The 23,937-nt window shown below is 72.5% G+C and carries 19 protein-coding genes; 13 read left to right on the forward strand and 6 right to left on the reverse strand.

What is annotated here, in order from left to right:
* Positions 1–113: 113 nt before the first annotated feature.
* The gene (locus ASL10_RS04410) at positions 114–1,586 is read left to right on the forward strand and encodes an APC family permease (protein WP_082460180.1); all 1,473 of its coding nucleotides are present in this window, start codon (positions 114–116) and stop codon (positions 1,584–1,586) included.
* A gap of 61 nt (positions 1,587–1,647) precedes the next feature.
* Here the strand turns inward: ASL10_RS04410 and ASL10_RS04415 are convergent, their stop codons facing one another.
* Positions 1,648–2,769, reverse strand: a complete 1,122-nt coding sequence (locus ASL10_RS04415) for an SDR family oxidoreductase (protein ID WP_056044810.1) — start codon at positions 2,767–2,769, stop codon at positions 1,648–1,650.
* A gap of 113 nt (positions 2,770–2,882) precedes the next feature.
* Between ASL10_RS04415 and ASL10_RS04420 the strand changes: the two genes are divergently transcribed.
* Both ASL10_RS04420 and ASL10_RS04425 read left to right on the forward strand, forming a co-directional pair.
* On the forward strand, positions 2,883–3,431 hold the full coding sequence (locus ASL10_RS04420) for a hypothetical protein (protein ID WP_056044812.1): 549 nt from the start codon (positions 2,883–2,885) through the stop codon (positions 3,429–3,431).
* 130 nt (positions 3,432–3,561) lie between these two features.
* The gene (locus ASL10_RS04425; protein ID WP_235452418.1) at positions 3,562–5,298 is read left to right on the forward strand and encodes a threonine/serine exporter ThrE family protein; all 1,737 of its coding nucleotides are present in this window, start codon (positions 3,562–3,564) and stop codon (positions 5,296–5,298) included.
* On the opposite strand, the gene ASL10_RS04430 is transcribed toward ASL10_RS04425, so the two are convergent.
* Entirely contained in the window at positions 5,295–6,149 is an 855-nt protein-coding gene (locus ASL10_RS04430; protein ID WP_157485268.1) for a site-specific DNA-methyltransferase, read from the reverse strand. The two genes, ASL10_RS04425 and ASL10_RS04430, sit on opposite strands and share 4 nt — an antisense overlap.
* Before the next feature lie 107 nt (positions 6,150–6,256).
* Here ASL10_RS04430 and ASL10_RS15915 point away from each other — a divergent pair, with 107 nt between their 5' ends.
* From ASL10_RS15915 to ASL10_RS04450, 5 genes are all read left to right on the forward strand, one after another.
* Positions 6,257–6,760, forward strand: a complete 504-nt coding sequence (locus ASL10_RS15915) for a hypothetical protein (RefSeq protein ID WP_157485271.1) — start codon at positions 6,257–6,259, stop codon at positions 6,758–6,760.
* A 60-nt stretch (positions 6,761–6,820) separates the two neighbouring features.
* Complete coding sequence (locus ASL10_RS04440) at positions 6,821–8,614, forward strand: DEAD/DEAH box helicase (protein ID WP_056044815.1); 1,794 nt, start codon at positions 6,821–6,823, stop codon at positions 8,612–8,614.
* Positions 8,615–8,803: 189 nt separating this feature from the next.
* Complete coding sequence (locus tag ASL10_RS04445) at positions 8,804–9,220, forward strand: hypothetical protein (RefSeq protein ID WP_157485273.1); 417 nt, start codon at positions 8,804–8,806, stop codon at positions 9,218–9,220.
* A gap of 531 nt (positions 9,221–9,751) precedes the next feature.
* Entirely contained in the window at positions 9,752–10,303 is a 552-nt protein-coding gene (locus ASL10_RS15510; RefSeq protein ID WP_235452420.1) for a very short patch repair endonuclease, read from the forward strand.
* The gene (locus tag ASL10_RS04450; RefSeq protein ID WP_056044819.1) at positions 10,278–10,718 is read left to right on the forward strand and encodes a hypothetical protein; all 441 of its coding nucleotides are present in this window, start codon (positions 10,278–10,280) and stop codon (positions 10,716–10,718) included. Before ASL10_RS15510 ends, ASL10_RS04450 begins: the two co-directional genes overlap by 26 nt.
* A 103-nt stretch (positions 10,719–10,821) precedes the next feature.
* Here ASL10_RS04450 and ASL10_RS04455 read toward each other — a convergent pair whose 3' ends face one another.
* Together ASL10_RS04455 and ASL10_RS15920 are read right to left on the reverse strand one after the other, a co-directional pair.
* Entirely contained in the window at positions 10,822–11,796 is a 975-nt protein-coding gene (locus ASL10_RS04455; RefSeq protein WP_056044821.1) for a RimK family alpha-L-glutamate ligase, read from the reverse strand.
* Positions 11,797–11,841: 45 nt separating this feature from the next.
* Positions 11,842–13,299, reverse strand: a complete 1,458-nt coding sequence (locus ASL10_RS15920) for a hypothetical protein (RefSeq protein ID WP_056044823.1) — start codon at positions 13,297–13,299, stop codon at positions 11,842–11,844.
* 162 nt (positions 13,300–13,461) lie between these two features.
* Between ASL10_RS15920 and ASL10_RS15520 the strand changes: the two genes are divergently transcribed.
* From ASL10_RS15520 to ASL10_RS04475, 3 genes are read left to right on the forward strand one after another with little or no spacing between them, the layout of a single operon-like run.
* Positions 13,462–15,195, forward strand: coding sequence for a DUF3375 family protein (locus ASL10_RS15520; protein ID WP_056044825.1), 1,734 nt, complete (start codon positions 13,462–13,464; stop codon positions 15,193–15,195).
* Positions 15,192–16,196: a DUF4194 domain-containing protein gene (locus ASL10_RS04470; RefSeq protein ID WP_056044827.1), complete on the forward strand. Its 1,005-nt coding sequence runs from the start codon at positions 15,192–15,194 to the stop codon at positions 16,194–16,196. The genes ASL10_RS15520 and ASL10_RS04470 overlap by 4 nt, the downstream gene beginning before the upstream one ends.
* Positions 16,193–19,648 (forward strand): ATP-binding protein, encoded by a 3,456-nt coding sequence (locus ASL10_RS04475; protein ID WP_056044829.1) that lies wholly within the window; start codon positions 16,193–16,195, stop codon positions 19,646–19,648. Before ASL10_RS04470 ends, ASL10_RS04475 begins: the two co-directional genes overlap by 4 nt.
* Positions 19,649–19,746: 98 nt before the next feature.
* Here ASL10_RS04475 and ASL10_RS04480 read toward each other — a convergent pair whose 3' ends face one another.
* Positions 19,747–20,469 (reverse strand): response regulator transcription factor, encoded by a 723-nt coding sequence (locus ASL10_RS04480; RefSeq protein ID WP_056044830.1) that lies wholly within the window; start codon positions 20,467–20,469, stop codon positions 19,747–19,749.
* Positions 20,466–21,746, reverse strand: coding sequence for a sensor histidine kinase (locus ASL10_RS04485; RefSeq protein ID WP_056044832.1), 1,281 nt, complete (start codon positions 21,744–21,746; stop codon positions 20,466–20,468). The genes ASL10_RS04480 and ASL10_RS04485 overlap by 4 nt, the downstream gene beginning before the upstream one ends.
* Positions 21,747–21,926: 180 nt before the next feature.
* On the opposite strand from ASL10_RS04485, the gene ASL10_RS04490 reads away from it, so the two are divergent.
* The gene (locus ASL10_RS04490) at positions 21,927–22,622 is read left to right on the forward strand and encodes an ABC transporter ATP-binding protein (RefSeq protein ID WP_056044902.1); all 696 of its coding nucleotides are present in this window, start codon (positions 21,927–21,929) and stop codon (positions 22,620–22,622) included.
* Entirely contained in the window at positions 22,619–23,929 is a 1,311-nt protein-coding gene (locus ASL10_RS04495) for an ABC transporter permease (RefSeq protein WP_056044834.1), read from the forward strand. Before ASL10_RS04490 ends, ASL10_RS04495 begins: the two co-directional genes overlap by 4 nt.
* Positions 23,930–23,937 lie beyond the last annotated feature (8 nt).

Below are 23,937 nucleotides of genomic sequence, written 5' to 3' on the forward strand. Positions count from 1 at the left end.
GCCGCCTCTGTGTCGGGGGTGTGACGATGTCCGGCCGCCTCTTCCGCTGCCGCTCCGGCGGGAGCAGGATGACCGGAACGCCCGAGACACACCGATGCGCCCCGGAGGTCAGCATGTCGACGACGAACCAGCAGCCCCCGAACCCCCGGTCCGCGAACCAGGCGCAGCCGCCCACGACCGACACGGGCGAGAGCCCCACCGAGCTGAAGCGGGCGATCGGTCCGAAGCTGCTGCTGCTGTTCATCGTCGGCGACATCCTCGGCACGGGCGTCTACGCCCTGACCGGGCAGGTGGCGGCCGAGGTCGGCGGTGCGGCGTGGTTGCCGTTCCTGATCGCCTTCGCCGTGGCCCTCGTGACGGCGTTCTCGTACCTCGAGCTCGTGACGAAGTACCCGCAGACCGCCGGCGCGGCCCTCTACGTGCACAAGGCGTTCGGCATCCACTTCGTGACGTTCATCGTGTGCTTCGTGGTGATGTGTTCGGGCATCACGAGCGCGTCGACGGCCTCACGGGCGTTCGCGGCCAACCTGGCGGCGGGCATCGGCGTCGAGCTGTCGAACTCGGCGGTGATGCTGATCGCGATGGCCTTCATGCTGCTCGTGATGGCCGTGAACTTCCGCGGGGTCAGCGAGAGCGTCAAGGCGAACGTCGTCCTCACCCTGATCGAGCTGTCGGGCCTCGTCATGGTGATCCTGATCGGGTTCTGGTTCATCGCCGGCGGCAACGCGGACTGGGGCCAGGTGGTGCTCTTCGAGACGCCGGGCGACAAGTCGCTGCTGCTGAGCGTCAGCACCGCGACGTCGCTCGCCTTCTTCGCCATGGTCGGCTTCGAGGACTCGGTCAACATGGCGGAGGAGACCAAGGACCCGAGCCGCATCTTCCCCAAGGTCATGCTGACCGGCCTCGGCATCACCGCCGTGATCTACGTGCTCGTCTCGATCTGCGCCGTGGCGATCGTGCCGATCGGCGACCTGGCCGACAACGAGACCCCCCTGGTCACCGTGGTGAACACCGCCGCCCCGGACTTCCCGATCGGCGGGCTGCTGCCGTACATCTCGATGTTCGCCGTCGCCAACAGCGCCCTGATCAACATGATGATGGCGAGCCGGTTGCTCTACGGCATGAGCAAGCAGGGCGTGCTGCCCGGCTTCCTCGGCAGGGTGCACCGGAAGCGGCAGACCCCCTGGGCGTCGATCGTCTTCACGACGGCGCTCAGCCTGGTGCTGATCGGCTACGTCTCGCTCTCGCCCGAGTCCCCGATCGTGGCCGTGCTCGGAGGCACGACGTCCCTGCTGCTGCTGACGGTGTTCGCCCTGGTCAACGTCGTCGTCCTCGTGTTGCGTCGCGACACCGTGTCGCACGGGCACTTCCGCGCGGGGACGGTCCTGCCGATCGTCGGCGTCGTGGCCTGCCTCTGGCTGGTGCTGCCGGTGTCCTCCGGTCGCGGCGCCGAGCAGTACACGATCGCCGGCGGCCTGCTCGCGATCGGCGTCGTCCTCTGGCTCGCGACCTTCGTGTCGCGGCGGGGGAAGCCCGTGCCGAGCGACGCGATCGCCGACGCCGAGCGCGCCGACCCCCGGGCATAGACGGCAGGAGGCGCGGCGCCGGTCTCGCCACCGGCACCGCGCCTCCTCGGCGGATCGGGGCCTACGGGATCAGGCGGGCGGCGCGATAGCGCTCGAACAGGTCGACGAACGCCTGCTCGGTGCGGCGGTACCGGGTGAACCCGGCGTCGCGGGCCTTGCCCATGTCGGTGACGACCTCGATGTCGCGACCGAGGTCGCCGTCGGTGTGCCACCACGAGGCGACGCGCGACAGGTCGGGCTCGGCGAGGTCGTGCTCGGCGACGAGGTCGCGCCACTCCTGCTCGAGGCCGACCATCTGCTGCTCGAGCGGACGCGGCTCGCCCTCGAAGCCCTCGACGAGCGCGGGGTCGATGCCGAGGTGGCCGGCCAGGCGGGGCCACAGCCAGCGCCAGCGGAACACGTCGCCGTTGACGATGTTGAACGGCTCGTCGGCACCGGCGGGGTCGGTCGCGGCCCAGATCATCTGCTCGGCGAGGACGCCCGCGTCGGTGACGTCGACGAGCGAGTTCCACTGCGTCTCGCTGCCCGGGAACGTGAACGGGCGGCCGAGGCGCTTGCTCAGCGCGGCCTGCACGGCGATGGTCAGCCCCATGTTCATGGCGTTGCCGACGGCGAACCCGATGACGGTGTGCGAGCGGTGCACCGACCAGGTGAACCCCTGGCGCTCGGCGGCGGCGAAGAGCTCGTCCTCCTGCGCGTAGTAGAAGTTCGGGTAGGGCAGGCGCTCCTCGTCCTCGTGGAAGGGCGTGTCGGGCATGTCGCCCGTGCCGTAGGCCTCGAACGGGCCGAGGTAGTGCTTCAGCCCGGTGACGAGCGACACGTGTCGCACGGGGGCGTGGTCGAGGGCGGCCAGCAGGTCGCGGACCATGGCGCCGTTCACCGCGATGTTCTCCGCCTCGGTGTCGCGCTTCTGCCAGGCGGCGAAGAACACGTGGGTCGGCTTCGCGTCCGCCAGCGCCGTGCGCAGGCTCTCGGCACTCGTCAGGTCGGCGGCGATGCCCGTCACCCCGTCGGACGAGGAGGCGCGGCGCGAGAGGGCAAGGACGTCCCACCCCTCGCGCGTCAACTGCTCGACGAGGGCGGTGCCGGTGATGCCGCTGGCGCCCACCACGAGGGCGGTGCCCGGAACTGTCGGGGCGGCGGGCCGGGTGCTGTCGGTCTGGGGGGTCTCGGTGGTGCTCATCCGTGGTCCAAGCCGATCGCGCCTCCCGGCATTCCCGGCCGGCGCGTCCACACCGACGTACCCCGCCCCTCGCGCCTGACAGGCCCCACGAGGCCCGGGCGTACGGTCGGCCCATGGATCAGGACACGAACGAGCCCACCGGTCGCACGCCCGAAGACGAGGCGGCCGCCCTCGCGCTCGCCATCGTGTCCCAGGCCGCGGCCATCACGCAGGGCGACCCCGAGGCCGTCGAGGCCAGCGACGAGAACCTCCGCGAGGTCGTCGCCGAGCTGACCGACGAACCGCTGACGCCGCGACAGGAGGACGTCATGGCGACCCTCGGCACCGCCGGCGGCAGCCTCGCGGCCGGTCTCACCGCCGCCCTCGCCCACGAGAAGGGAGTCGACCCGGGAGTGATCCTCGGCTCGACCTCGCAGGCCATCGTGGCCCAGACGCAGTCGCCGTTCGCCGGCGGGCAGGACGACATGGACGACGACCCCGAGCTCGTCGCGCAGGCCGAACGCGACGCCCGGGCGCACGCCGCCGAGCGGGACGGCGACGACGCCCCCACGCGTGCTGACCACGGTCGCCGTGACATGGCCGACGCCGGCCGCGAGCGGGGCGACGCGGGCGAGGCGCGGGCCGAGCGCGGTGACGACGACGACGCCGACCACGCGTCCTAGGGCCGACGACCTGCTCGACGCGACGGGATCGGACGTCCGGCACCGCGCCTCCTAGACTCGACGGACGGGTCCGCGGGGACCGCCTCGGCGGTGCTCCGGCCCGCCGGTCGTGAGCGAGGAAGAGGTCAGCGTGTCGGACACCAGGCGCCCTGAGCGGCCCACCCCGGTCAAGCCCCGACCGCCGCGGGTGCCCAAGGCCCCGAAGGGCAGGCCGAAGGGGCCCGCCCAGTCACGACTGGTCAACCAGCACGAACTGCGCGACGTCCGGGCGCGACTGCGCGGCACCCTCTACGAGGGCACGACGCCCGAGCACGGCATCGGGGGCGACCTCTACTCGCCCCGTCAGATCGTCGACTTCTGCCTCGACCTGGGCGACGTCATGCTGTCGTCGGGTGCCGACGTCCGCAGCACCGAGGTCGCGATCGTGGCCGTGAGCACCAAGTGGAACCTGGCCCCGCTCGAACTCGACATCACGGGCACGGCGATCACCATCCAGTACGCCCCGGCCGGCGTCAACCCGTTGGTCAAGACCCGGGTCATCTACGCCGAGGGCTCGAACCTGCACCGGCTGTCGAGGGTCTACCAGATCGTCGACGACCTGCTGCACGACGACCGCGACATGACCGAGGCGGTGGCCGGCCTCGTCGAGGTGTTGAAGTCCCCGCCCCGGTGGCCCTCATGGATGACCGACCTGGCGATGGGCCTGCTGGGCGTCTCCGTGACGCTGCAGGCCGGCGGCACGTGGCAGGCCGCCGTCGGCGCCTTCGTGGTGATGATCGGCATCATGACGTCCGGCCGAGGGCTGACCGCCCGCGGCATCCCCCAGTTCTTCGTCATCGGCCTGCAGGCCGCGTCCACCGCCGCACTCGGCACGCTCGGCATCTGGGCGGGGCTGCTGACCCCGGGAGGCGCGGCGGCGTTGGTCGCGGCCGTGGTCGTCCTCGTCCTGCCGCACCCCACGATCGTCACCTGGGCCCAGGACGCGATCTCGGGCTTCCGGTCGATGGCGGTCGGCCGCGCCCTGGTGATCGGGCTGATCGTCGCCGGGGTCGTGTGCGGCATCCCGGCCGGACTCGCCGTGACCGCACGGTTCGCGGACATCGAGGTCGACCCGACGAACATCACCCTGCAGGCCCTGCCGCTCTGGCTCTCGCTCATCTCGAGCTTCGCCGCCGCGTCGGCCAACTCGATCGCGCAGGGGTCGACCGCCCGCATGATCCCGATCACGATCGGCGTCGCCCTGGTCGGCAACCTCTCGCTCTTCACCCTGCGTCAGCTCGGCCTGCCGCTCATGGGGGCCACGTTCGTCGCGGCCACCCTGCTCGGAGCGCTCTCGACCGTGGCCGCGGCTCGTCTGCGGACGGCGGCGACGGTCATCGCCGTGCCGGCGTTCTGCGGGTCGCTGCTGCCGTCGCTCGCCGTCGCGTCGTCGCTGCTCAACTTCATGGCCGGCAACGACGGCGCCGAGGTCGACTTCGTGTTCTCGATGCTGACGACCCTCGCGATCGGCGCGGGACTCGTGCTCGGCAGCCTGCTCGCGACCCCGGGCGCGCGCCGGTGGTTGCGCCGGGCCAAGCGCGTGCGGGTGCAGTCGGTTCACACGGACACGACGCCGATCAGCATCATCGTCCCGACGGTCGCCGCGGAGGCACCCGTCGCGGAGCCGTCGGTCGGGGTGCCCGCGCCCACGCCCACCGCACCGATCCCCGTGGTGCCGTCGGCCACCGAGACGGTCCCGAAGCCGAGCCCTACCCCTGAACGCCCGCGCCTCGCGGACCCCACGGCCCCCCGCCTGCCCGGGGTCGCTCTCTCGACTCCGGTCCGATCCGCAGAGCCCCCGGCAGACGCGGCGACCTCGAACGGCTAGCGCTCGGCCCCGGCAGTGACCCCACGCCCGGCGTCGCCGCGCCCCGTGTCGCCGCGACCCGTGTCGCCGCGCCCCGGCAGCTCGACCTGGGCGTCCTCGCCCTCGAGGCGGCGGATGATCGGCTGGACGTCGCCGATCTCGGCGCCGACCCAGTGTCGGTGCATCTTCTCGGCCACGGCGTAGGTGGTGCCCGACCCGCCGAAGGGGTCGAGGACGAGGTCGCCGGGCTCGGAACTGATGGTCAACACGCGCTCGAGCAGCTTCTCGCTGAGCTCGTTCGCCCCGCGGGTCTTCGTCGCCCGGTGTCGCACGGGCGGGATGTCGAGCCAGACGTCGGTCAGGTTGATCCCGTCCGGGTGCAGCTTGCTGCGGTGGCCGCCGTAGTCCTTGATGTCCCGGCCGCAGTGCCGGCAGACCTGGATCGGCAGGCGGGGACGGACGAAGCGCGACGGCTTGCCCTTGCTGTAGTAGAGCAGCGAGTAGTGCGACGGGTAGAGCTTGTTGGGGATCGGCAGACCGTACTTGATGTCGACAGCGACCCAGTGACGGAAGGTCATGCCCTCGCCGTTCAGCACGTGGCCCAGCTCGATGTTCCAGCGAGGGAGGTTGAACAGGTAGAAGGAACCGCCCGGCCGGAGCACGCGGACGCATTCGGCGATCCACCGACCGCACCAGGCCAGGTAGGCGTCTTCGTCGAGCGAGTCGTCGATGCCCGCCCCGTAGACCTTGCCCAGGTTGAACGGCGGATCGGCGAACACGAGGTCGACGGACTCGTCGTCGAGCTCGGCGAGGACCTCGAGGCAGTCGGCCTGGAAGAGTCGACCGCTGGCGGTGCGGTACGTCGGTTGCACATCGTCCTTCGGGGTGTCGCGGGGCGGGATCGGTCGTCGAGAAGACTACTTCGGGCCGCCGACACGGAGGCCCGTCCGTTCGACTGACGACCGGTAGGCTAACGACCGTGTCACCCCCTGCGAAGGAGCAGAAGCCGGACTCGCGGCAACCCCGTCCGGTCGACGAGGTGATCGTGCTCCGCCGTCGGGGCCGACTCCTGCTCGACGACACCCTCGACCCCGGCGACCCGATCCTCCGCCCCCGGCGTCCCCCTCGACGAGGCCCGCCGAGCGTCTCCGTCCACCGCGAGCCGATCCCCCACCAGCCCGCACTCGCGCTGGCCCTGTCGGCGGTCGCCGCCGCCGGGTACGTCGCGTGGGGCTGGGGCGAGCTGGACGAGGGAGCCACCGGGTTCCCGTTCGGCCTCGCTCGAGGTCGCCGGGCGTCGACGCCCGTGGTCGGCCTGACCTCGGCGGCCTTCGCCGTGACGGCCCTCGTGTCGGCCACGGTCGGACGACGGCCGGGCCGGTCCCGGGCCCTGCGCCGACTCGCCGTCGCGACCTCCGCGCTGACCACGGTGGTCGTCGTGACCACGCTCGTCGCGACGGTGCTGCCCCTCGCACCGACCTGACTCGGCCCGCCTCGCGGGCGGGAGCAACAGCAGAGGGCCCGGACAAGCTACCGTTGCACCATGAGTGACACCACCGAGCAAGCCCCGAGCGACGCCACAGAGCAAGCCGACACGACGCCGACGTTCGCCGATCTGGGCTTGAGCGACCAGGTCCTGAAGGCCATCCGCGAGATCGGCTACGAGACCCCTTCGGCCATCCAGGCCGCCACGATCCCCACCCTGCTCGACGGCCGCGACGTCGTCGGGCTCGCGCAGACCGGCACCGGCAAGACCGCGGCCTTCGCCCTGCCCATCCTCTCGCGCCTCGACGTGTCGGCCAAGAAGCCGCAGGCCCTCGTCCTGTCGCCGACGCGCGAACTCGCGTTGCAGGTCTGCGAGGCGTTCGAGCAGTTCGCCTCCGGCATGCGCGGGGTCCACGTCCTGCCCGTCTACGGCGGCCAGGCGTACGGCGTCCAGCTGAGCGCGCTCCGCCGCGGCGTCCACGTCGTCGTCGGCACGCCCGGCCGCATCATGGACCACCTCGCCAAGGGCACCCTCGACCTCAGCGAACTCAAGTACCTGGTGCTCGACGAGGCCGACGAGATGCTGAAGATGGGCTTCGCGGAGGACGTCGAGACGATCCTCGCCGACACCCCCGACGACAAGCAGGTGGCCCTGTTCTCGGCCACCATGCCGCCGCAGATCCGTCGCATCTCGAAGCAGTACCTGAACGACGCCGAAGAGATCACGGTCAAGGCCAAGACCACGACCTCGGTCAACACGACCCAGCGCTACCTGATGGTGTCGTACCCGCAGAAGGTCGACGCCCTGACGCGCATCCTCGAGGTCGAGAACTTCGAGGGCATGATCATCTTCGTCCGCACGAAGAGCGAGACCGAGACCCTCGCCGAGAAGCTGCGCGCCCGCGGCTACTCGGCCGCGGCGATCAGCGGTGACGTCGCCCAGGCCCAGCGCGAGCGCACGGTCAACCAGCTGAAGAGCGGCAAGCTCGACATCCTCGTGGCGACCGACGTCGCGGCCCGCGGTCTCGACGTCGACCGCATCAGCCACGTCGTCAACTACGACATCCCGATCGACACCGAGTCGTACGTGCACCGCATCGGCCGCACCGGGCGTGCCGGCCGGAGCGGTGCCGCGATCAGCTTCGTCACGCCGCGCGAGCGTCGTCTGCTGGGTGCGATCGAGAAGGCCACCCGCCAGCCGCTCACGCAGATGCAGCTGCCGACCGTCGAGGACGTCAACAGCACGCGCCTCACCCGCTTCGACGACGCGATCACCGAGGCCCTGTCGCAGGACAGCCGCATCTCGGCGTTCCGCGACATCATCAGCCACTACGTCGAGCACCACGACGTGCCCGAGGCCGACGTCGCCGCCGCACTCGCCGTGGTCGCCCAGGGCGAGACGCCCCTGCTGCTCGACCCGAAGGACGAGCGCCCGCAGCGCGACGAGCGGCCGCTGCGCGAGCGCGACGACCGTGCCCCGCGCGCTGGTCGCGACGACGACCGGGGCGAGCGCCGTGAGCGTGGCCCGCGGACGTCGAAGCCGATGACCGCCTACCGCATCGAGGTCGGTCGCCGTCACCGTGTCGAGCCGCGTCAGATCGTGGGTGCCCTGGCGAACGAGGGCGGTCTGAGCCGCGACGACTTCGGGGCGATCCAGATCCGCCCCGACTTCTCGGTCGTCGAGCTCGCCTCGGACGTCTCGAGCGACATGCTCGACCGTCTGAGCGACACCCGCATCAGCGGCAAGCTCATCGAGATCAAGCCCGACCGCCGAGGAGGCGCGCCCCGCCGCGACGACCGCCCCGACCGGTCGCAGGGTGGCGAGCGGCCCGCCCGCAAGCCCCGCTACTAGACACCCGTCCGCACGGCCCACGACGCCGACCCGGCTCCCGCCTGGTCGGCGTCGTCGTGTCCGGGCGGTTCGTCGGCGACTCGGCCGGGACGGTCGTGGACAGGCGAATTCGTGGTCCCCGGGCCGCCGGAGGCGCCCGTCGGCGACGAACTCGCCCGTGAATCCACCACCCCGCTCGAACGGAGTCCGATGAGCACCCCGCCCTCCCCCGGTGGCACCGACGCGCTGTTCGGCGTCGTGCAGACCGCCCTCACGATCGGCAGTGCCATCCCGTTGGTGCTGTCGGTCGTCGCGCTCGTGCTCTTCGTCCGGATGAGACGTCGGCTCTCGGCCGGCCTGCCGGGAACGCCGGGCACGCGCCGCCTCGCCGACGACTCCCGCCGACTGCACGACCTGGCCCGGGTGAGCCTGCTGGGTGCCGCGTTCGGCCTCGTGCTGCTGGTGATCGGCCAGCTCGTCGTCGGCCTCGGCACGACGCAGGGCCTCGCGGCGGCGTTCGCCGGGCCGCTCGCACCCGTGACGATCGGTGCGATCGTGCTGACCGGCCTCGCGGCCGTCGCGTTCGCGACGTCGCCGGCGCCGCCCGCGCCTCCTGAACGCCGCTGACCCCGTTCCGCGTCGGCGCGGGTGCGTGCTCGCCGAGTGGGCAGAAACGGTCCTTCCCGGCCCGACGAAGGACCCTTTCTGCCCACTCGCCCGTTGTTCACCTCGTGCAGGCACCAAGAACGACTCGCCCACATGCATCCCGTCGCGGGTCACCTTCCCGAGGAGGACGAGCCACCGCCCTGTGACTTCGAGCCCGTCCATAACGTCGACGCATGATCATCGAAGCGGGATGCGACCTCCACGAACTGCTCCACCCGAGACTCATCCGCGATCACGAGGCGAACGGCGCCTTAGGCGCACCGCTCTCGGTCGTCTCGCTCGACGACGCCGACCGGTCCGTCGAAGCGCGCCCGGAGCTTGCTGTCTTCGACCTCCTGGGGGCAGATCGCGTTCGACGAGGACGGCTACCACTCGACCCTGCCTCGGCATTCGTTCCGCGACCTCGCGAGCCGACAGGACTTGTCTTGAGCCGCCGACGTCGCCGACCTCGGACGCCGGGCCCGAGAGCGTGAGGACGAGGTGTGACAGGCCATGACGACCCACGACGAATCGATCTCGATGCGCGCGCCGAGGACTGATGCACTCGACTGCGACGCCGGCACCAGCCAGAGGATGAGCCGGATTGCCCGGAAGGACACCGCCCCGGAGCTGGCCCTCAGGAGGGCGCTCCACTCCCGGGGTTGGCGGTACTTCGTCGACCGCACGATCGACGGGACCCGGTGTCGACCCGACCTGTCCTTTCCGCGACTCCGAGTCGCGGTGTTCGTGGATGGCTGCCTCTGGCACTACTGCGAGGAGCACACACACATTCCCCGTCGCAACGGCGACTACTGGCTCGACAAGCTGCTCGGCAACCGCCGACGCGACGTGGCGACGACGTCCCGCCTCGAGCGAGATGGCTGGTCGGTGGTTCGGGTCTGGGAACACGATCCGCTCCGAGAAGCAGCAGGAAAGGTAGAAGCCGAAATACTCTCCGCCCGCCGCAGAATGGGCGTCTCCCATGGACCAGCAGAGCGGACCGGACCAGATGAGCCCACGCGGTCGTCCACAGGCCCGGGTGAGGTCGGTACCGTGGCCGGATGACGTCGTCGACGAAGTCCTGCAGCTCGAGGCCGAGTACGACCAGCACAGCGGGCCGATGACGTCCGACGAGCGTCCGGCCGACCGGGCTGACGTGGCCACGCGGACCGGCATCGTCGCACTGGTCGTGGGGCTGCTCTCGGTGGTGGTCGCCGTGGCGGCCCCCTGGGGCTCCGACGATGCCCTCCGGTGGGTTCCCGTCGTGGTCGTGCCGGTGGCCGGGGTGATCGGCGCCGTCGTCTGTCTGCGGGCCATCCGCCCCACGGCGCCCCTCCGCGAAGGATCAGCGCCGGACGGGGCCCCACGTCCCGCCGGGCGCGAGGCCCGTGTGACCGGCCTCCTGGTGGCCAACGTGGTCATGGCCGTGGCGCTGCTGCCCGCTGCCTGGGGACTCCTCGTCCTGATCGCCGGCCCCTGACACCGCGACCCGAGACACCCCGTCGCGGGACACCGCCGAGTGGACGACGAACCGCGGCAGGACGTGGCGCGGCGTCCACTCGACGGTGTCCAGGCGACCGGCGCTAGGCCGGGGTCGCGGCGTACTCCGCCGCCAACACCTCGCCCAGCCACGCGGCGAGCGTCGCGGCGGCCGACACCGACGACGACCGCTCGACGTCCGGGTTGTAGTTGGTGTTCGTGTTGACGTCGTAGGGCACGGAGCGGCCGTCGACGGTCTCGATGAACTCGATGCCGGCGACCTCGATGCCGTGCTCGGCGACGAAAGCCTCGAGACGCCGTACGAGCGGGTGCTCCGCGGTGACCGACGGGCGCACCGCGAACGGCGCGAACGTGGCCGGGTCGGCGCCGTCGGGCAGGACGCACGCGTCGGCGGGGCACAACTCGAAGCTGCCGGCCGAGGTGTCGACGCGCACCGCGTAGACGAAGCGCCCGCCGACGACCTCGACGCGTGTGTTGAAGGGCTCCTCGGCCTGCAGGAACTCCTGCAGCAGGGTGATCCCGTCGACCGGCACCTCGAAGTCGGGCCCGTCGACGTACGCGTCGAACGAGTCGAGGTCGTCGAAGCGCCGCACACCGAGGCCCTTGCCGCCCTGGTTGTGCTTCGTGATGAACGGCAGCGTCTGCTCGCGTGCCCGGGCCTTGAGGTCGGCGGTGCCGAACACGGCAGTCGTCGCGGGGACGTTGAACCCGGCGGACGCCAGCGCCAGGTACTGCGCCACCTTGCTCACCTCGAGTTCGACGACACCGCTGCCGTTGATGGTCCGGCGCCCGTGCCGTTCGGCCCAGCGCAGGGTCGCTCGCGCGACCTCCTTGGCCGTCCCCCGGCCGCGCGTGTGGGCCGAGCCGCTCAGCCGCGACCAGAACACCCCTTCAGGAGGCGCGGCCGCGAGGTCGAAGGACGTCCCGTCGAGCAGGTGCTCGCGGTGGGGCACCCCCGCGGCGTCGAGCGCGGCGACGAGCGGCGGCAGCCACTCGGCGTTGTCGTGCAGCACGTGCACGACGGGTGACGGGTCGGCGTGGTCGATCGGCGAGGTCATCGTTCGATCGTGCACCCTTCGGGCCCGGGGTGCCAGCACCGACCATCACGCGCCCCATGCGGACCGGACGATCGCGCACAGTGCTGCATCGTCGTCGGCGAGCGCCGAGCACTCGCCCGTCGCGGCCTGGCCGACCGTCTCGGTGGCGAGGTCGGCCGCCCCGCGCACGTCTCGCCGGAACGTCACGACGGTCCCGGCCGGTGCCGTCCGAACCGCGCCGACGACGTCCGCCAGGGCGGCGTCGGTGGCGGCGGCGTCGTGGTCGTCGTCGAGCTCGATGCTGAGGCGGCCTTCCGTGGCGGTCACGGCCATGCCTTCGATCCGGGGTGCGGCCACGATGGCGCCCGTGACGGTGGCGAGCACGGCGAGTGCCTCGGGCCGGCCCGAGAACGAGAGACCCCTGCGGTCGGCTGCACCGGACGAGACGCGGATCTCGTCCATCCCGGACACGGCCGCGGAACCACCGATGGCCTGCATCGCGGGCACGACGCCCTCGAGCCCCGACGTCCATACCTCGACCGACCGGGCGCTGATCGCCGAGTAGGTGACCGTGTCGGACGCGACGACGTCCACCAGCGACTCGGCGGCGGACAGGTCGCCGTCGAGCTCTCGCCGTTCGTCCGGTGACGAGACGAAGCCGATCGAGGTGCCGGGCACCTCGGACATCCCGACGAGGACGCCGGCGATCCGTGCCGCTCGCGGGGACGCCTCCGCCACCTCGTCGCGCGAGTGGTGACCCGTGACGCTCGGTGTGTCGAGGTCGACCCGGATGCCCTCCGGCAGGACCTCGACCCGCCCGGCCCCGAGATCCGCAGCCCCCACGGCGTCGAACAGACGGGCCTGGTCGGCGGCGTCGAGGACGACGTCGGACGTCGCGGGATCGTCGAGGACCGAGGGGAACCCGGAGACGTTCTCGGTCACGAACCGGCGGGTGTCCGGACTCCACGCCGTCACGTCGACGTCGGTCAGCTGGGCCGCGGCGTCCCGAAGGGAGCGTGCCCGCTGCCAGGCCGAGAGGACGTCCGACGACTCCGACGGGACCACCGTGATCCCGAACCCTCGCCGAGGCGAGTCGTCCCCGGTCGCCCCGTCCTCGCCGAACGCGTGCGTGGCGAGGGAAACCTCGGCGAAGACCGCGTCGTCCGCGACGCGACGCGCGAGGTCGAGCTGGGCCGCCGTGTCGCCCTCGTCGGCGAGCACCTCGAACGAGACGGTGCCTCGCCGGACGTCGACGAACCGCCAGTCGGAGGAGTCACCGACGTTGCGGGCCACGAACGGCCTGATGCGCTCGGCGACGGCTTCGAGGTCGTCGTCGGAGAGGTCGTCCTCGACCACGACCGTGGCCTGGGCCTCCGCGACGCCGAGGGGAGAGTCGGTCCCGGCCGTCTCGATCTCGACCACGCCGCCGACACCGTCCATGAGCGACTCGAATCGTTGGAGCAGGTCACTCGAGCTGGCACATCCGGCGGCGAGCGCGAGGACGGCCACGACGACGGTCGCCACGACGCCCCGCCTCGACCTGATGCCCATCCCCATTCCCATCCCCATCCCCATCCCCATCCCCATCCCCCCATCCTGGCCGCTGCGGACGACGAGCGACACCGTCGCCGAGCGGAGCGTCACCAGTTGGTATCGTCGTCCGACGATTGCCGGAGGTCTTGCTTGGTGAACCACCCGTCGGGGCACGACGACGCCCTGAGCCGCGACGACGTGCGCGCGGCGTACGAAGACGACCCCACCTGGGCCCTGCTCCGCGGCTACAACGCCCGCTGGATGCTGCCGCTCTTCTCCCGCCACCTCGAGCACGCCGAGGGTCCGGTGTCGGCCGACTGGTTCCACCGGCAGGTCGCCGACGCCCTCGAGCAGAACACGGCCGAGCAGGCGGCGTCCGAGCAGGCCGCACTCGAGCAGGCGGCGTCCGAGCAGGCCGCCCCCGAGCACCCGACGTCCGAGCGGGCGACGACCGAGCGGGACCCCGAGGAGGCGCGGCCCGCGTCCCCGACGCCCGTCGCCACGCCGGCCCCCGCCGAGCAGAAGACCACCCCGGCCGAGTACTGCCGCAGCTGGGTCGAGAGCCGCTGGCTCGTCCGCACCCGCGCCTCCGGACCGGACGCCCGCGCCGAGTACCGCCTGTCGCCGCACGCGCTCAAGGCGCTGCGCCTCGTGCGCGACCTCGTCGAGCGTGACAACGCCGTCAGCGAGGCCCGCCTCGGCAGCATCGCCCACGCCGTCGGGCAGCTCGCGGGCCTCGCCGACCCCAGCCGCGGGTCGCAGCTCACCCGGCTCGACGAGCAGATCGCCGAGCTCGAGCGCCGCAAGGCCGAGATCGAGCGGCACGGCACCGAGCCCACCGCTCCCGACGTGCTGCGCCGTCAGGTCCGCGAGGTGGTGCGTCTGACCGCGTCGCTGCCCGAGGACTTCCGCCAGCTCGGCGCCATGGTCGAGCAGCGGCACCGCGAGGTCGCGCGCCGGGCCTCGTCCGAACACGTCGGCAAGGGCGCGCTCGTCGACCAGTACCTGCGCGACAACGACCTGCTCGAGCAGACCCCCGAGGGACGCGCGTACCGCGGCTTCGCCCAGATGCTGTCGTCGCGCGGGATCGACGTCATGCGCGCCGACATCGAGAAGGTCCTCGCCCAGCCCGACGCGGCCGCGCAGCTCACCGAGCGGCAGCGCACGCAGCTCGAGTCGCTCATCTCGTCGCTGCTCGCCGAAGAGCAGAGCGTGCAAGAGACGTACGGCCGGTGGACGTCCTCGCTGCGGCGCTTCCTCAGCCGGTCGGGCTCCGACCAGCAGCAGCGCCTGCTCACCCTCGCCGACCGGGCGCTGCACGCGGGCGGCGTCTGGGCCGAGCGCCGGCCGGGCCACGCCATGCTGCCCGTCGAGCACGGCGACGGGCTCGGCCTCGGGGCGCTCGACGTCCGTGACGTCAGCCAGGTGCAGCTGCACACCGATCGCGCGCGGCCGACGGTCGACGTGCAGGTGACCATCGGCGACGCGACCCTGCCGGAGGCCGACCGGGCCGCCCTCCGCCTCACCTCGGGCACGAGCACGGCGGCCGTGTCGGCGACGATCGACCGGCTGCTCGTCGACCGCGACGAGGTCACGAGCGGCGACGTCTACCAGGCGACCGAGCCCGGGTTCCGCCGCCTCGCGCTCGTCCTCAGCATGCTCGACCTGGCGCTCGAGCGCGGCGTCGTCGGCGACGACACCGAGACCGTCGAGCTCGTCGGCGATCCCGCCGACCCCACGACGTCAGGAGGCGCGGGTCGGCAGGTCACGCTGCCCCGCCTCGTCTTCCGACGCGGTCCCGCGGGTCCGCCCGGGGCCGAGCCGGGCGTCGAGCCCGACGCCCCCGACCCCACGACCGGCACGACCAGCACGAAGGACCTCGCATGAGCCCCGCAGCCCCCTGGGACGAGACCGGCGTCGACGAGGCGACCCGCGCCTCCTCGGCCGAGGCGACCGCCACCTCCCCCGACGAGTCGGCGCGCGCCTCCCGCGATGCCTTCGACGACGGCGACGCCGACGACGCGGCGGCCGGTGGCGTCCCGGACGCGCTACCGCTGGCCGGACGCAAGGCGCTCGTCACGCTGCTGACCCACCGGTTCGTGTCCCGCGCGCGGCAGCAGGAGGCCTGGGCGGGCCTACTCGCGCACGAACCCGAGATCCGGGCGCGGCTCGAGGAGCTGTTCCTGGTGCTGGTCGTCGACCACGACCACGAGGTCGCCTTCAAGCGACAGGGCGGCGAGGACGACGTGCCCGTGCTGCTGCGCCGCGAGAAGCCGCTGTCGCGCGACGCCTCGCTGCTGATGGTCTTCGCCCGCCGGGAGCACGCCTTCACGGACGGGCAAGACGAGGCGGTCGTGATCTCGAAGGACGCCGTGGCCGAGTTCCTCGGTCGGTACCACGACGACTCGGGCTCCGACGAGGTGCGCGCCCGCCGCCGGGTCGACGCCGCGATCGCCGCGCTCGTCGCCCGCGACCTGCTGACGGCCGAGCCCGACGACCCCGAACTGTTCGTGGTCTCGCCCGCGATCGTGCCGCTGATGACCGCCGACCGACTCGCGCACCTCGAGCGGGTGTACCTCGAGGCGGCAGGCGTCGAGGGCGACCCGACCGATGGGGACGAGGTCGGCATCCCCGTCGATGCGGACGCGGCCGAAGCGGAGGTCGACGCCGACATCGATGCCGACGCCGACGCCGACGCTGACGAGCCCGAGGTCGAGGTCGAACCCGATCCCGCCGACGACGACCCCGCGGACACGGTGGAGGACACCCCCGACGCCGAACCCGACCCGACCGCCGTCCCGCTCGACCTCGACCTCGACCTCGAGCCCGCGCCCGCGCACGACGCCGGCACCGGCACCGACACCGACACGGAAGCACCCCAGGCATGAGCATCGCCGACACCCCGCCCGACCTCGGCATGTTCCACTCGGGCCAGTACCGCATCGAGCAGGTGCAGCTGCTCAACTGGGGCAGCTACGCCGGCCTGCACCGCATGCCCGTGGGGCGCGGCGGCATCGCCATCCTCGGCCCCACCGGTCGCGGCAAGTCCACCGTGCTCGACGCGATGGCCGCGGTCATCATGCCCAACCCGCAGGAGTTCAACCGGGCCGCCCGCGACGACAGCCGGCAGCGGTCCGAGCGCACCGTCTACAGCTACGCGCGCGGCAAGACCGACGAGGTCCGCGACGCCGCCTCCGACCGCACGACGACGCGGTTCCTGCGTCCGCTCGGCCAGGCGTTCCCGAGCGGTGCGGCCATCACCTGGTCCACCGAACTCGGCCAGACGGTCACGGCCGTCCGCGTCGCCTGGATCGGCGAGGACACCGCCAGCCAGGACGACGTCACCCAGGCGAGCGTCTACCTGCTCGTGCAGGGCCGCTTCGACCTCAGCCGGCTGTCCGAGGTGACGCGCGAGGGCACGAGCCAGAACCCCCTGACCCGTGGCTCCCTCGCCCGCCTGCTCGACCCCGCCCACGACCTCGCGACCTCGTCGCAGCCCGAGCTGCGGGTGCGGTTGTGCGGTCAGCTCGGCATCGGCGGCAGCGACGAGTCGCAGCTCAAGGCCCTGACCCTGCTGCGTCGGGCGCAGGCGTCGAAGGGCGTGTTCTCGATCGACGACCTGTTCAAGCAGTTCGTGCTCGTGCAGCCGCAGGCGCTCAGCCGCTGGGAGACCACGCTCGCCACCTATCGCGAGGCCTCGGCGCTCTACGACGTGTTCGAGACGACCCGCAAGAAGCTCGACGTGCTCGAGGCCGTGCCGACGCTCGCCGACCGGTACGAGCTCGCCGGACGCGACGGCTCGGCCAAGCGCCGCCTGCTGGTCGACGACGACGGGCCGAGCCGGCTCCGCATCTGGTTGGCCGAACGCGTCGGCAGCTGGGTCAGCGGCGAGGTCGACCGCGTCACGACCGACAAGCGCGAGCAGGGCGAACGCCGGAGGCGCGCCCAGGCGGACGAGCAGCTCGCGTTCCGGTCCCGTGAACAGGCCCTGGCGCGGATCAGCGAGCTCGGGGGCGACCCCACGCAGTCGCTCCGCGAGCACGTGGCCGCCGCCGAGGCCGAGCTCGCCGCCGTCGAGCGCACCCGCGGCCGGCTCGCCGCCGCACTCGACGGGACCGGCGCGTCCCTCCCCCGCGACGACGAGCAGCTCGCCGCGCTCGGGCAGCGTGCCGACCGCCTCTCGGCCGACGACGCGGCCGCCCGGGCCGCGACCGCCGACGCCCGGAGCGACCTCGCCGCCCGCATCGGCGAGACGAAGCGGTCGCTGGCCGCCCTCGAGAAGCAGAAACGGTCGTTCGAACAGCGCCGCAGCAACGTGCCCGACGACGCGATCGAGCGACGCCGGCGCATCGCCGAGGGGGCGGGCGTGCCGGTGTCGGACCTGCCCTACGCCGGCGAGCTGTTCGAGGTCGCGCCCGAGCACGCCGGGTGGGCCGTCGCGATCGAGCGCGTGCTCGGCGACCTCGCCACGCACCTCCTCGTGGACCGCGCGCACTTCGACGCCGTGCGCCGCTGGGTGGACGAGAACGACGTGCGGGGACGCGTCACGCTCGTGCCGGCGACCACCGGGGCCGAGCCGACGCTCACCCCGGTCGACCGCACCGTGCCCGTCATGGTGCGGCTCGACCCGGCCAGCCCGTTCCGTGGCTGGCTCCACGACGAGCTCGTCGCCGACCGCAGCGTGCTCTGCGTCGAGGGTCCCGACGACCTCGGCGGCCCCCGCCCGACCGGCACCCGCGGCGCCGTGACCCGGCGCGGCCTCCGCACCGGCTCGCGGGACCGCGTGATCAAGGACGACCGGTCGACCCGTTCGTGGATCGGGCTCGACAACGCGGCCCGGATCGCCGAGCTCGGCGACGAGATCGTGGACCTCGAGGCCGTGCTGGCCCGGGTCCGCGCCGAGTACGACGCGATCGAGGCCGAGGCGGTCGAACGCCGTCGCGTCGCCGACGCCGTCGCCCGCGCGAAGGAGTTCACCTGGGACGAGCTCGACACCGCCCCCGCGCAGGCGAGGCTCGACGACCTGCGCGCCCAGCTGGACCGCATCGCCGTCGAGCGTCCCGAACTGGCCACGTTGCAGGCCGAGGCCGCGCAGCACGACGACGACCGCTCGGCCGCGACGCGCCGCCTGGCCGAGATCGACCAGGTGCTCGCGCAGCTCGACGAGAAGCACGCGACGCTCGTCGACATCGAGGACGAGTTCGCGGACGCCGCCGACGCCGACCCCCTGACCGACGACGAGCGGGCACTCCTCGCCCCGCTGCCGTTCGCGGCACCGCGTGAGGCGACCGACGTCGTGCGGCTGTACCGGGACGCGGCGTCGCAGCTGCGGGCCCAGGTCGACGCGCACGACCGCGACCGGGCGAACGCCGAGTCGACGCTCGTCGTCGTCTTCGAGCGGTACCTCGAACTCGACCGCACCGCGGGCATCGACGCCACGATCGAGAGCCTGCCGGCGGTCCGGGCGATCCACCGGCAGCTCGTCGAGGACGACCTGCCCCGCGCGAGACAGCGCTGGCTCGAGAGGGCCGGCAGCGACGTGGGCGACAGCCTTCGGGCGCTGCTCGTCCAGATCGAGGAGGACGGCCACGTCATCCGCCGCGGCGTCCGCCCCATCTCGCAGGCCCTGCGGTCGATCGAGTTCCGGCAGGGCTCGACGCTCGACATCGAGCCGCGGCCGGTGTCGAACGGCGACCTGCTCGAGTTCAAGCGGACCCTGCGCGAGCACACCGGCGGGGCCGGGAGCGAGGGCACGTCCGAGGCACGCTCCGCGGACGGACGGGCCCCGGAGGCGCGGGACGCGTCCGAGGTCGAGCGCCGGTTCCTGAGGCTCCGCCGCGACCTCGCCCACCTCGAGGAGAAGTCGAAGGTCGGTGACGCCTGGCGCCGGCGGGTGCTGGACGCGCGGGAGCACTACCAGTTCCGGGCGATCGAGACCCGCGCCGACGGAACGCAGATCGTGCACGAGGGCGTGGCCGGCAAGTCCGGTGGCGAGGGGCAGGAGCTCATCGCGTTCGTGCTGGGGGCCGCCCTGCGGTTCCGGCTGGGAGACGGCACCGACCGGGTGCCGACCTACGCGCCGATCGTCCTCGACGAGGGCTTCGTCAAGGCCGACGCCGAGTACACCGGCCGGGCCCTGGCGGCGCTGACCTCCCTGGGCTTCCAGCTCGTGGTGGGCGCGCCGCGCGACAAGGTCAACGCCTTCGAGCAGCACGTCGAGAGCGTGGCGTACATCTCGAGTGATCCGTCGAATCCCGAGCTGTCGCGCATCTACCCCTTGACCATCCGGCAGGCGATCCAGGTCGAGCAGCACGGTCTCGACCCCGCCGCGCTCGCCTGACCCGCGCCTCCTCGTCCCCCTCCGTCCGAGTGGGCAGAAGATGTCCTCCGCACGCCCGGGAAGGACATGTTCGGCCCACTCGGACGCAGGGAAGGCCGCTACGCGGCGCCCGGCGCGAGGAAGCCCGTCTCGTAGGCCAGGATCACCAGCTGCGCCCGGTCGTGGGCATCGAGCTTGGTCATGATGCGGTTGACGTGGGTCTTCGCGGTGTGCGGCGAGATGACCAGGTCGGTGGCGATCTCGGCGTTGGCGCGACCCCGGGCGACGAGCAGCAGCACCTCGCGCTCACGGTCGGTGAGGTGCGCGAGCCCGGCCGGCACGGCCGGCGACGACGCCCCCGACGACGACTCCCCTGACGACGTCGTCCCCGAGACCGATCCCGCCCCGCCACCACCCGGCAGGACGTACTTCTCGATGAGGCTGCGGGTCGCGACGGGCGACAGCAGCGACTCCCCCGCGTGGACGGCCCGCACCGCCCGGACGATCTCGTCGGGCTCCGCGCCCTTGCCGATGAACCCGCTCGCCCCGGCGCGCAGGGCCGCGACGAGGTACTCGTCCTCCTCGAACGTCGTGAGGATCAGCACCTTCGTCCCGGCGAGCAGCGGGTCGGCGCAGATCTCGGCCGTCGCGCCGATGCCGTCGAGCTCGGGCATGCGGATGTCCATCACGACCACGTCCGGCCTCAGCGCCGACGCCCGCATCACCGCCTCCCGGCCGTTCACGGCGTCGCCCACGACCTCGACCCCGTCCTCGCCGTCGAGGATGTCGGTCACGGCCTGACGGATCAGCGGCTGGTCGTCGACGACGAGCACGGTCGTCACGAGACTCCCCCGCTCCCACCGGACGAGCCGGCCGAGCCCGACGAGCCGGCCGAGCCCGACGAGCCGGCCGAGCCCGACGAGCCGGCCATGTCGCCCCCACGGGTCACCGGCAGCACGGCCGCCAGCCGGAAGCCGCCCGGCGTCGGCCCGGTCTCGACGACGCCCCGCACCGAGGCGACGCGTTCGCGCAGTCCGAGCAGCCCGTACCCGCCACGGACGTCCACCGCTTCGGTCACGTCCCTCGACGCCGGCACGGGGTTCGTCACCACGACCGACACCTCGTGCTCGTCGACCGCGACGAGCACGTGGGCGCGGTTCTCGCCGCCGTGCTTGCCGGCGTTCGTCAGCCCCTCCTGCACGACCCGGTACGCGACGAGGTCGACCGCGCCCGTGACCGCGGCGAGCGGGCCCTCGACCCGCGTTCTCACGACGAGGCCCGCGTCGGCGAACCCTGCCACGAGCTCGTCGAGTCGTGCGAGGCCCGGCTGCGGCGACGCGACCCGCTCGGAGTCCCCGGCGCGCAGCACCTCGAGCAGGTCGCCGATCTCGCCGAGGACGGTCCGGGAGGCGCGGCGGATGGTCGCGAGGGCCGTCACCGCCTTCTCGGGTCGCGTCTCGATCGCCGACGACGCGACGCCCGCGTTGAGGCTGATCACCGAGATCTGGTGGGCGACGGCGTCGTGCAGGTCGCGAGCGATGCGCAACCGCTCCTCGGCCACCCGGCGCGAGGCCTCGGCCTCACGGGTGCGTTCGGCTCGCTCGGCGCGTTCGGTGACGGCCTCGATGTACTCCCGTCGGGAGCGGCTGGCGTCGCCCGCCGCGGCGGCGAAGGCGACCAGGAGCGTGAACTGGACCACGGGCAGGTCGACGACGCGTCCCCCGACCCCCAGCAGGCCGAGCAGGGCGACGGCCAGGACCGTGACGACCGTCACGACGATGGTGCGGCGGCGCGGGGTCCGCGCGGCCACGGCGAAGACGGCGATGCCGGTGGCGAGGACGACGCCCGGTGCGAGCGTGCCGAGCAGGGCGGCGATGCCGAACAGGCCGACGATCGCGGCGAGCACCGGGACGGGGCGTCGACGACGGAACGGCAGCAGGACGACGGGGGCGAGGACGACCGCGACGGCCAGCCCGCCGGTCGGCCGGAACCCCGCGACGGGGAAGGGGGCGAACGCCGCACCGACGACGAGCACCGCGGCGAGCGTGTCGCCCAGCCACCAGGGGACGCGAGGTCGCGGGTAGGCGGGCTCGCGCCTCCTGCCGTCCGTCGTCGTCATGACCCCATCGTGCCCTGGAACGGCGGTGGCCGAGTCCCCCTCTGGCCCGACGTCGCGTACCGCAGGTGCGGTACTCGACGGCCGGCAGGTGTCCGCGGTGGGGGGACGACCCGGTCGGCGCGGCCCGCGAGGGTGGGTCTCGGCCCCGGAGACACCGGGGCCGTCAGCGACAGGAGCACCATGGCGCCGATCATCTCGGTCCGAGACGTCCACCGTTCGTACGGGCGCGGCCCGAACCGGTTCGAGGCCCTGAAGGGGGTGAGCTTCGACGTCGCCGAGGGCGAGAGCGTCGCGATCGTCGGCAAGAGCGGCTCGGGCAAGTCGACCCTGATGCACGTGCTCGCCCTGCTCGACGCCCCGACGACCGGCACCGTCGAGCTCGAGGGGGTCGACACGAGCACGCTCAAGGGAGGGCGCCTCAACCGGACGCGCAACAAGACGTTCGGCTTCGTGTTCCAGCAGTTCTTCCTGACGTCGAGCTCGTCGGTGCTCGAGAACGTCGTGCTGCCGATGAAGATCGCGGGCGTGCCCCGCGGCGAACGCCGTCGCCGCGGCCTGGCGGCCCTCGAGCAGCTCGAGCTCGCCGACAAGGCGAAGAACAAGGCCCTGAACCTGTCAGGTGGTCAGAAGCAGCGCACGGTGATCGCGCGCGCGCTGGTCAACGACCCGCGCATCATCTTCGCCGACGAGCCCACCGGCAACCTCGACACGGCGACCGGGGCGGTCGTCGAGGACATCCTGTTCTCGTTGAACCGCGAGAACGGCATCACGCTGATCGTGGTGACCCACGACGAGGAGCTCGCGGCGCGCTGCGACCGGCGCATCGTGATCCGCGACGGGTTGATCGTCGACGACAGGGCCGAGGTGGCCGCATGACGACCCTCGACCTGCTGCTGACCGCCGTCTCGAACACGTTCCGGTCGAAGACGCGGACGATCTTGACCGTCCTGGCGATCTTCGTCGGCGCCTTCACGCTGACGCTGACGAGCGGGCTGGGCACCGGCATCAACGCCTACATCGACGACACGGTCTCGGCCGTGGGCTCGTCCGACACGATGACGGTCACGAAGGCCTCCGACGACGCGCAGGGTCTCGGCGGGGCGAACTCGGGCCCGACCGAGTACGACCCCGACACCGTCGCCGCGGGCGGGTTCGGTGCCCCCGGGGCGACCGTCGTCGCCCTGACCCCGGACGACGTGACGACCCTCGAGGGCGTCGACGGCGTGCTGGCCGTGCAGCCGACCGAGTCGCTCGCGACCGACTACGTCGAGGGCGAGAGCGGCACGAAGTACGTCGTCTCGGCGAGCGCCCTCGTGCCCGGGCAGCAACTCACCCTGACGGCGGGCGCCCAGCCCGACGACGACGCGACCGACCTGCAGGTGGTCGTCCCGACGTCGTACGTCGGTCCCCTGGGGTTCGCGGACGACGAGGCGGCCGTCGGTCGGTCCGTCACGCTCGCCGTGACCGACGCCACGCGCACGCAGCACACGGTCGCCGCGACCGTCGTCGGCGTCGCGGAGGAGAGCATCGCCTCGCCCGCTGGAGCGGCGGTCACCCCGAACGCGGCCCTCGGCACGGCCCTGTTCGACGCGCAGAACGTCGGGCTGCCCGCCGACCAGGTCGACCGCTACGCGCAGGCCACGGTGCGGTTCGCCGCGGACGCGTCCGACCGGCAGGTGAGCGACCTCAAGGAGCGTCTCGCCTCCGCCGGCTACACCGGCACCACCGTCGCCGACCAGCTGGGCACGTTCACCACGGTGATCGACGGCATCGTGCTCGTGCTCAACGCCTTCGCGATCATCGCCCTGCTCGCGGCGAGCTTCGGCATCGTCAACACGCTGCTGATGAGCGTGCAGGAGCGCACCCGCGAGATCGGCCTGATGAAGGCCATGGGCATGGGCAGCGGCAAGGTGTTCGGCCTGTTCAGCCTCGAAGCCGCGTTCATCGGGTTCCTCGGCAGCGCGATCGGCGTGGGCGTCGCGATGATCGCGGGCAGCGTCGTCAGCGCCACCCTGGCCGGGTCGCTGCTGTCGAACCTGCCCGGGCTGACGCTGATCGCGTTCGACCCCGTGTCGATCGCGCTGATCATCGTCGTGGTCATGGTGATCGCGTTCCTGGCCGGCACGCTGCCCGCCGCGCGCGCCGCGAAGGCCGACCCGGTGGAGTCGCTGCGCTATGAGTGACGCCGAGG

It is taken from the genome of Frigoribacterium sp. Leaf8 (assembly GCF_001421165.1).
Taxonomy (GTDB): Bacteria; Actinomycetota; Actinomycetes; order Actinomycetales; family Microbacteriaceae; genus Frigoribacterium.

Excerpts from the sequence above, each read along its gene's own strand:
- ASL10_RS04410 (WP_082460180.1), top strand. The coding sequence starts at position 114 with ATGTCGACGACGAACCAGCAGCCCCCGAACCCCCGGTCCGCGAACCAG.
- ASL10_RS04415 (WP_056044810.1), bottom strand. The coding sequence starts at position 2,769 with ATGAGCACCACCGAGACCCCCCAGACCGACAGCACCCGGCCCGCCGCC.
- ASL10_RS04420 (WP_056044812.1), top strand. The coding sequence starts at position 2,883 with ATGGATCAGGACACGAACGAGCCCACCGGTCGCACGCCCGAAGACGAG.
- ASL10_RS04440 (WP_056044815.1), top strand. The coding sequence starts at position 6,821 with ATGAGTGACACCACCGAGCAAGCCCCGAGCGACGCCACAGAGCAAGCC.
- ASL10_RS04445 (WP_157485273.1), top strand. The coding sequence starts at position 8,804 with ATGAGCACCCCGCCCTCCCCCGGTGGCACCGACGCGCTGTTCGGCGTC.
- ASL10_RS15510 (WP_235452420.1), top strand. The coding sequence starts at position 9,752 with ATGACGACCCACGACGAATCGATCTCGATGCGCGCGCCGAGGACTGAT.
- ASL10_RS04455 (WP_056044821.1), bottom strand. The coding sequence starts at position 11,796 with ATGACCTCGCCGATCGACCACGCCGACCCGTCACCCGTCGTGCACGTG.
- ASL10_RS04470 (WP_056044827.1), top strand. The coding sequence starts at position 15,192 with ATGAGCCCCGCAGCCCCCTGGGACGAGACCGGCGTCGACGAGGCGACC.
- ASL10_RS04475 (WP_056044829.1), top strand. The coding sequence starts at position 16,193 with ATGAGCATCGCCGACACCCCGCCCGACCTCGGCATGTTCCACTCGGGC.
- ASL10_RS04485 (WP_056044832.1), bottom strand. The coding sequence starts at position 21,746 with ATGACGACGACGGACGGCAGGAGGCGCGAGCCCGCCTACCCGCGACCT.
- ASL10_RS04490 (WP_056044902.1), top strand. The coding sequence starts at position 21,927 with ATGGCGCCGATCATCTCGGTCCGAGACGTCCACCGTTCGTACGGGCGC.
- ASL10_RS04495 (WP_056044834.1), top strand. The coding sequence starts at position 22,619 with ATGACGACCCTCGACCTGCTGCTGACCGCCGTCTCGAACACGTTCCGG.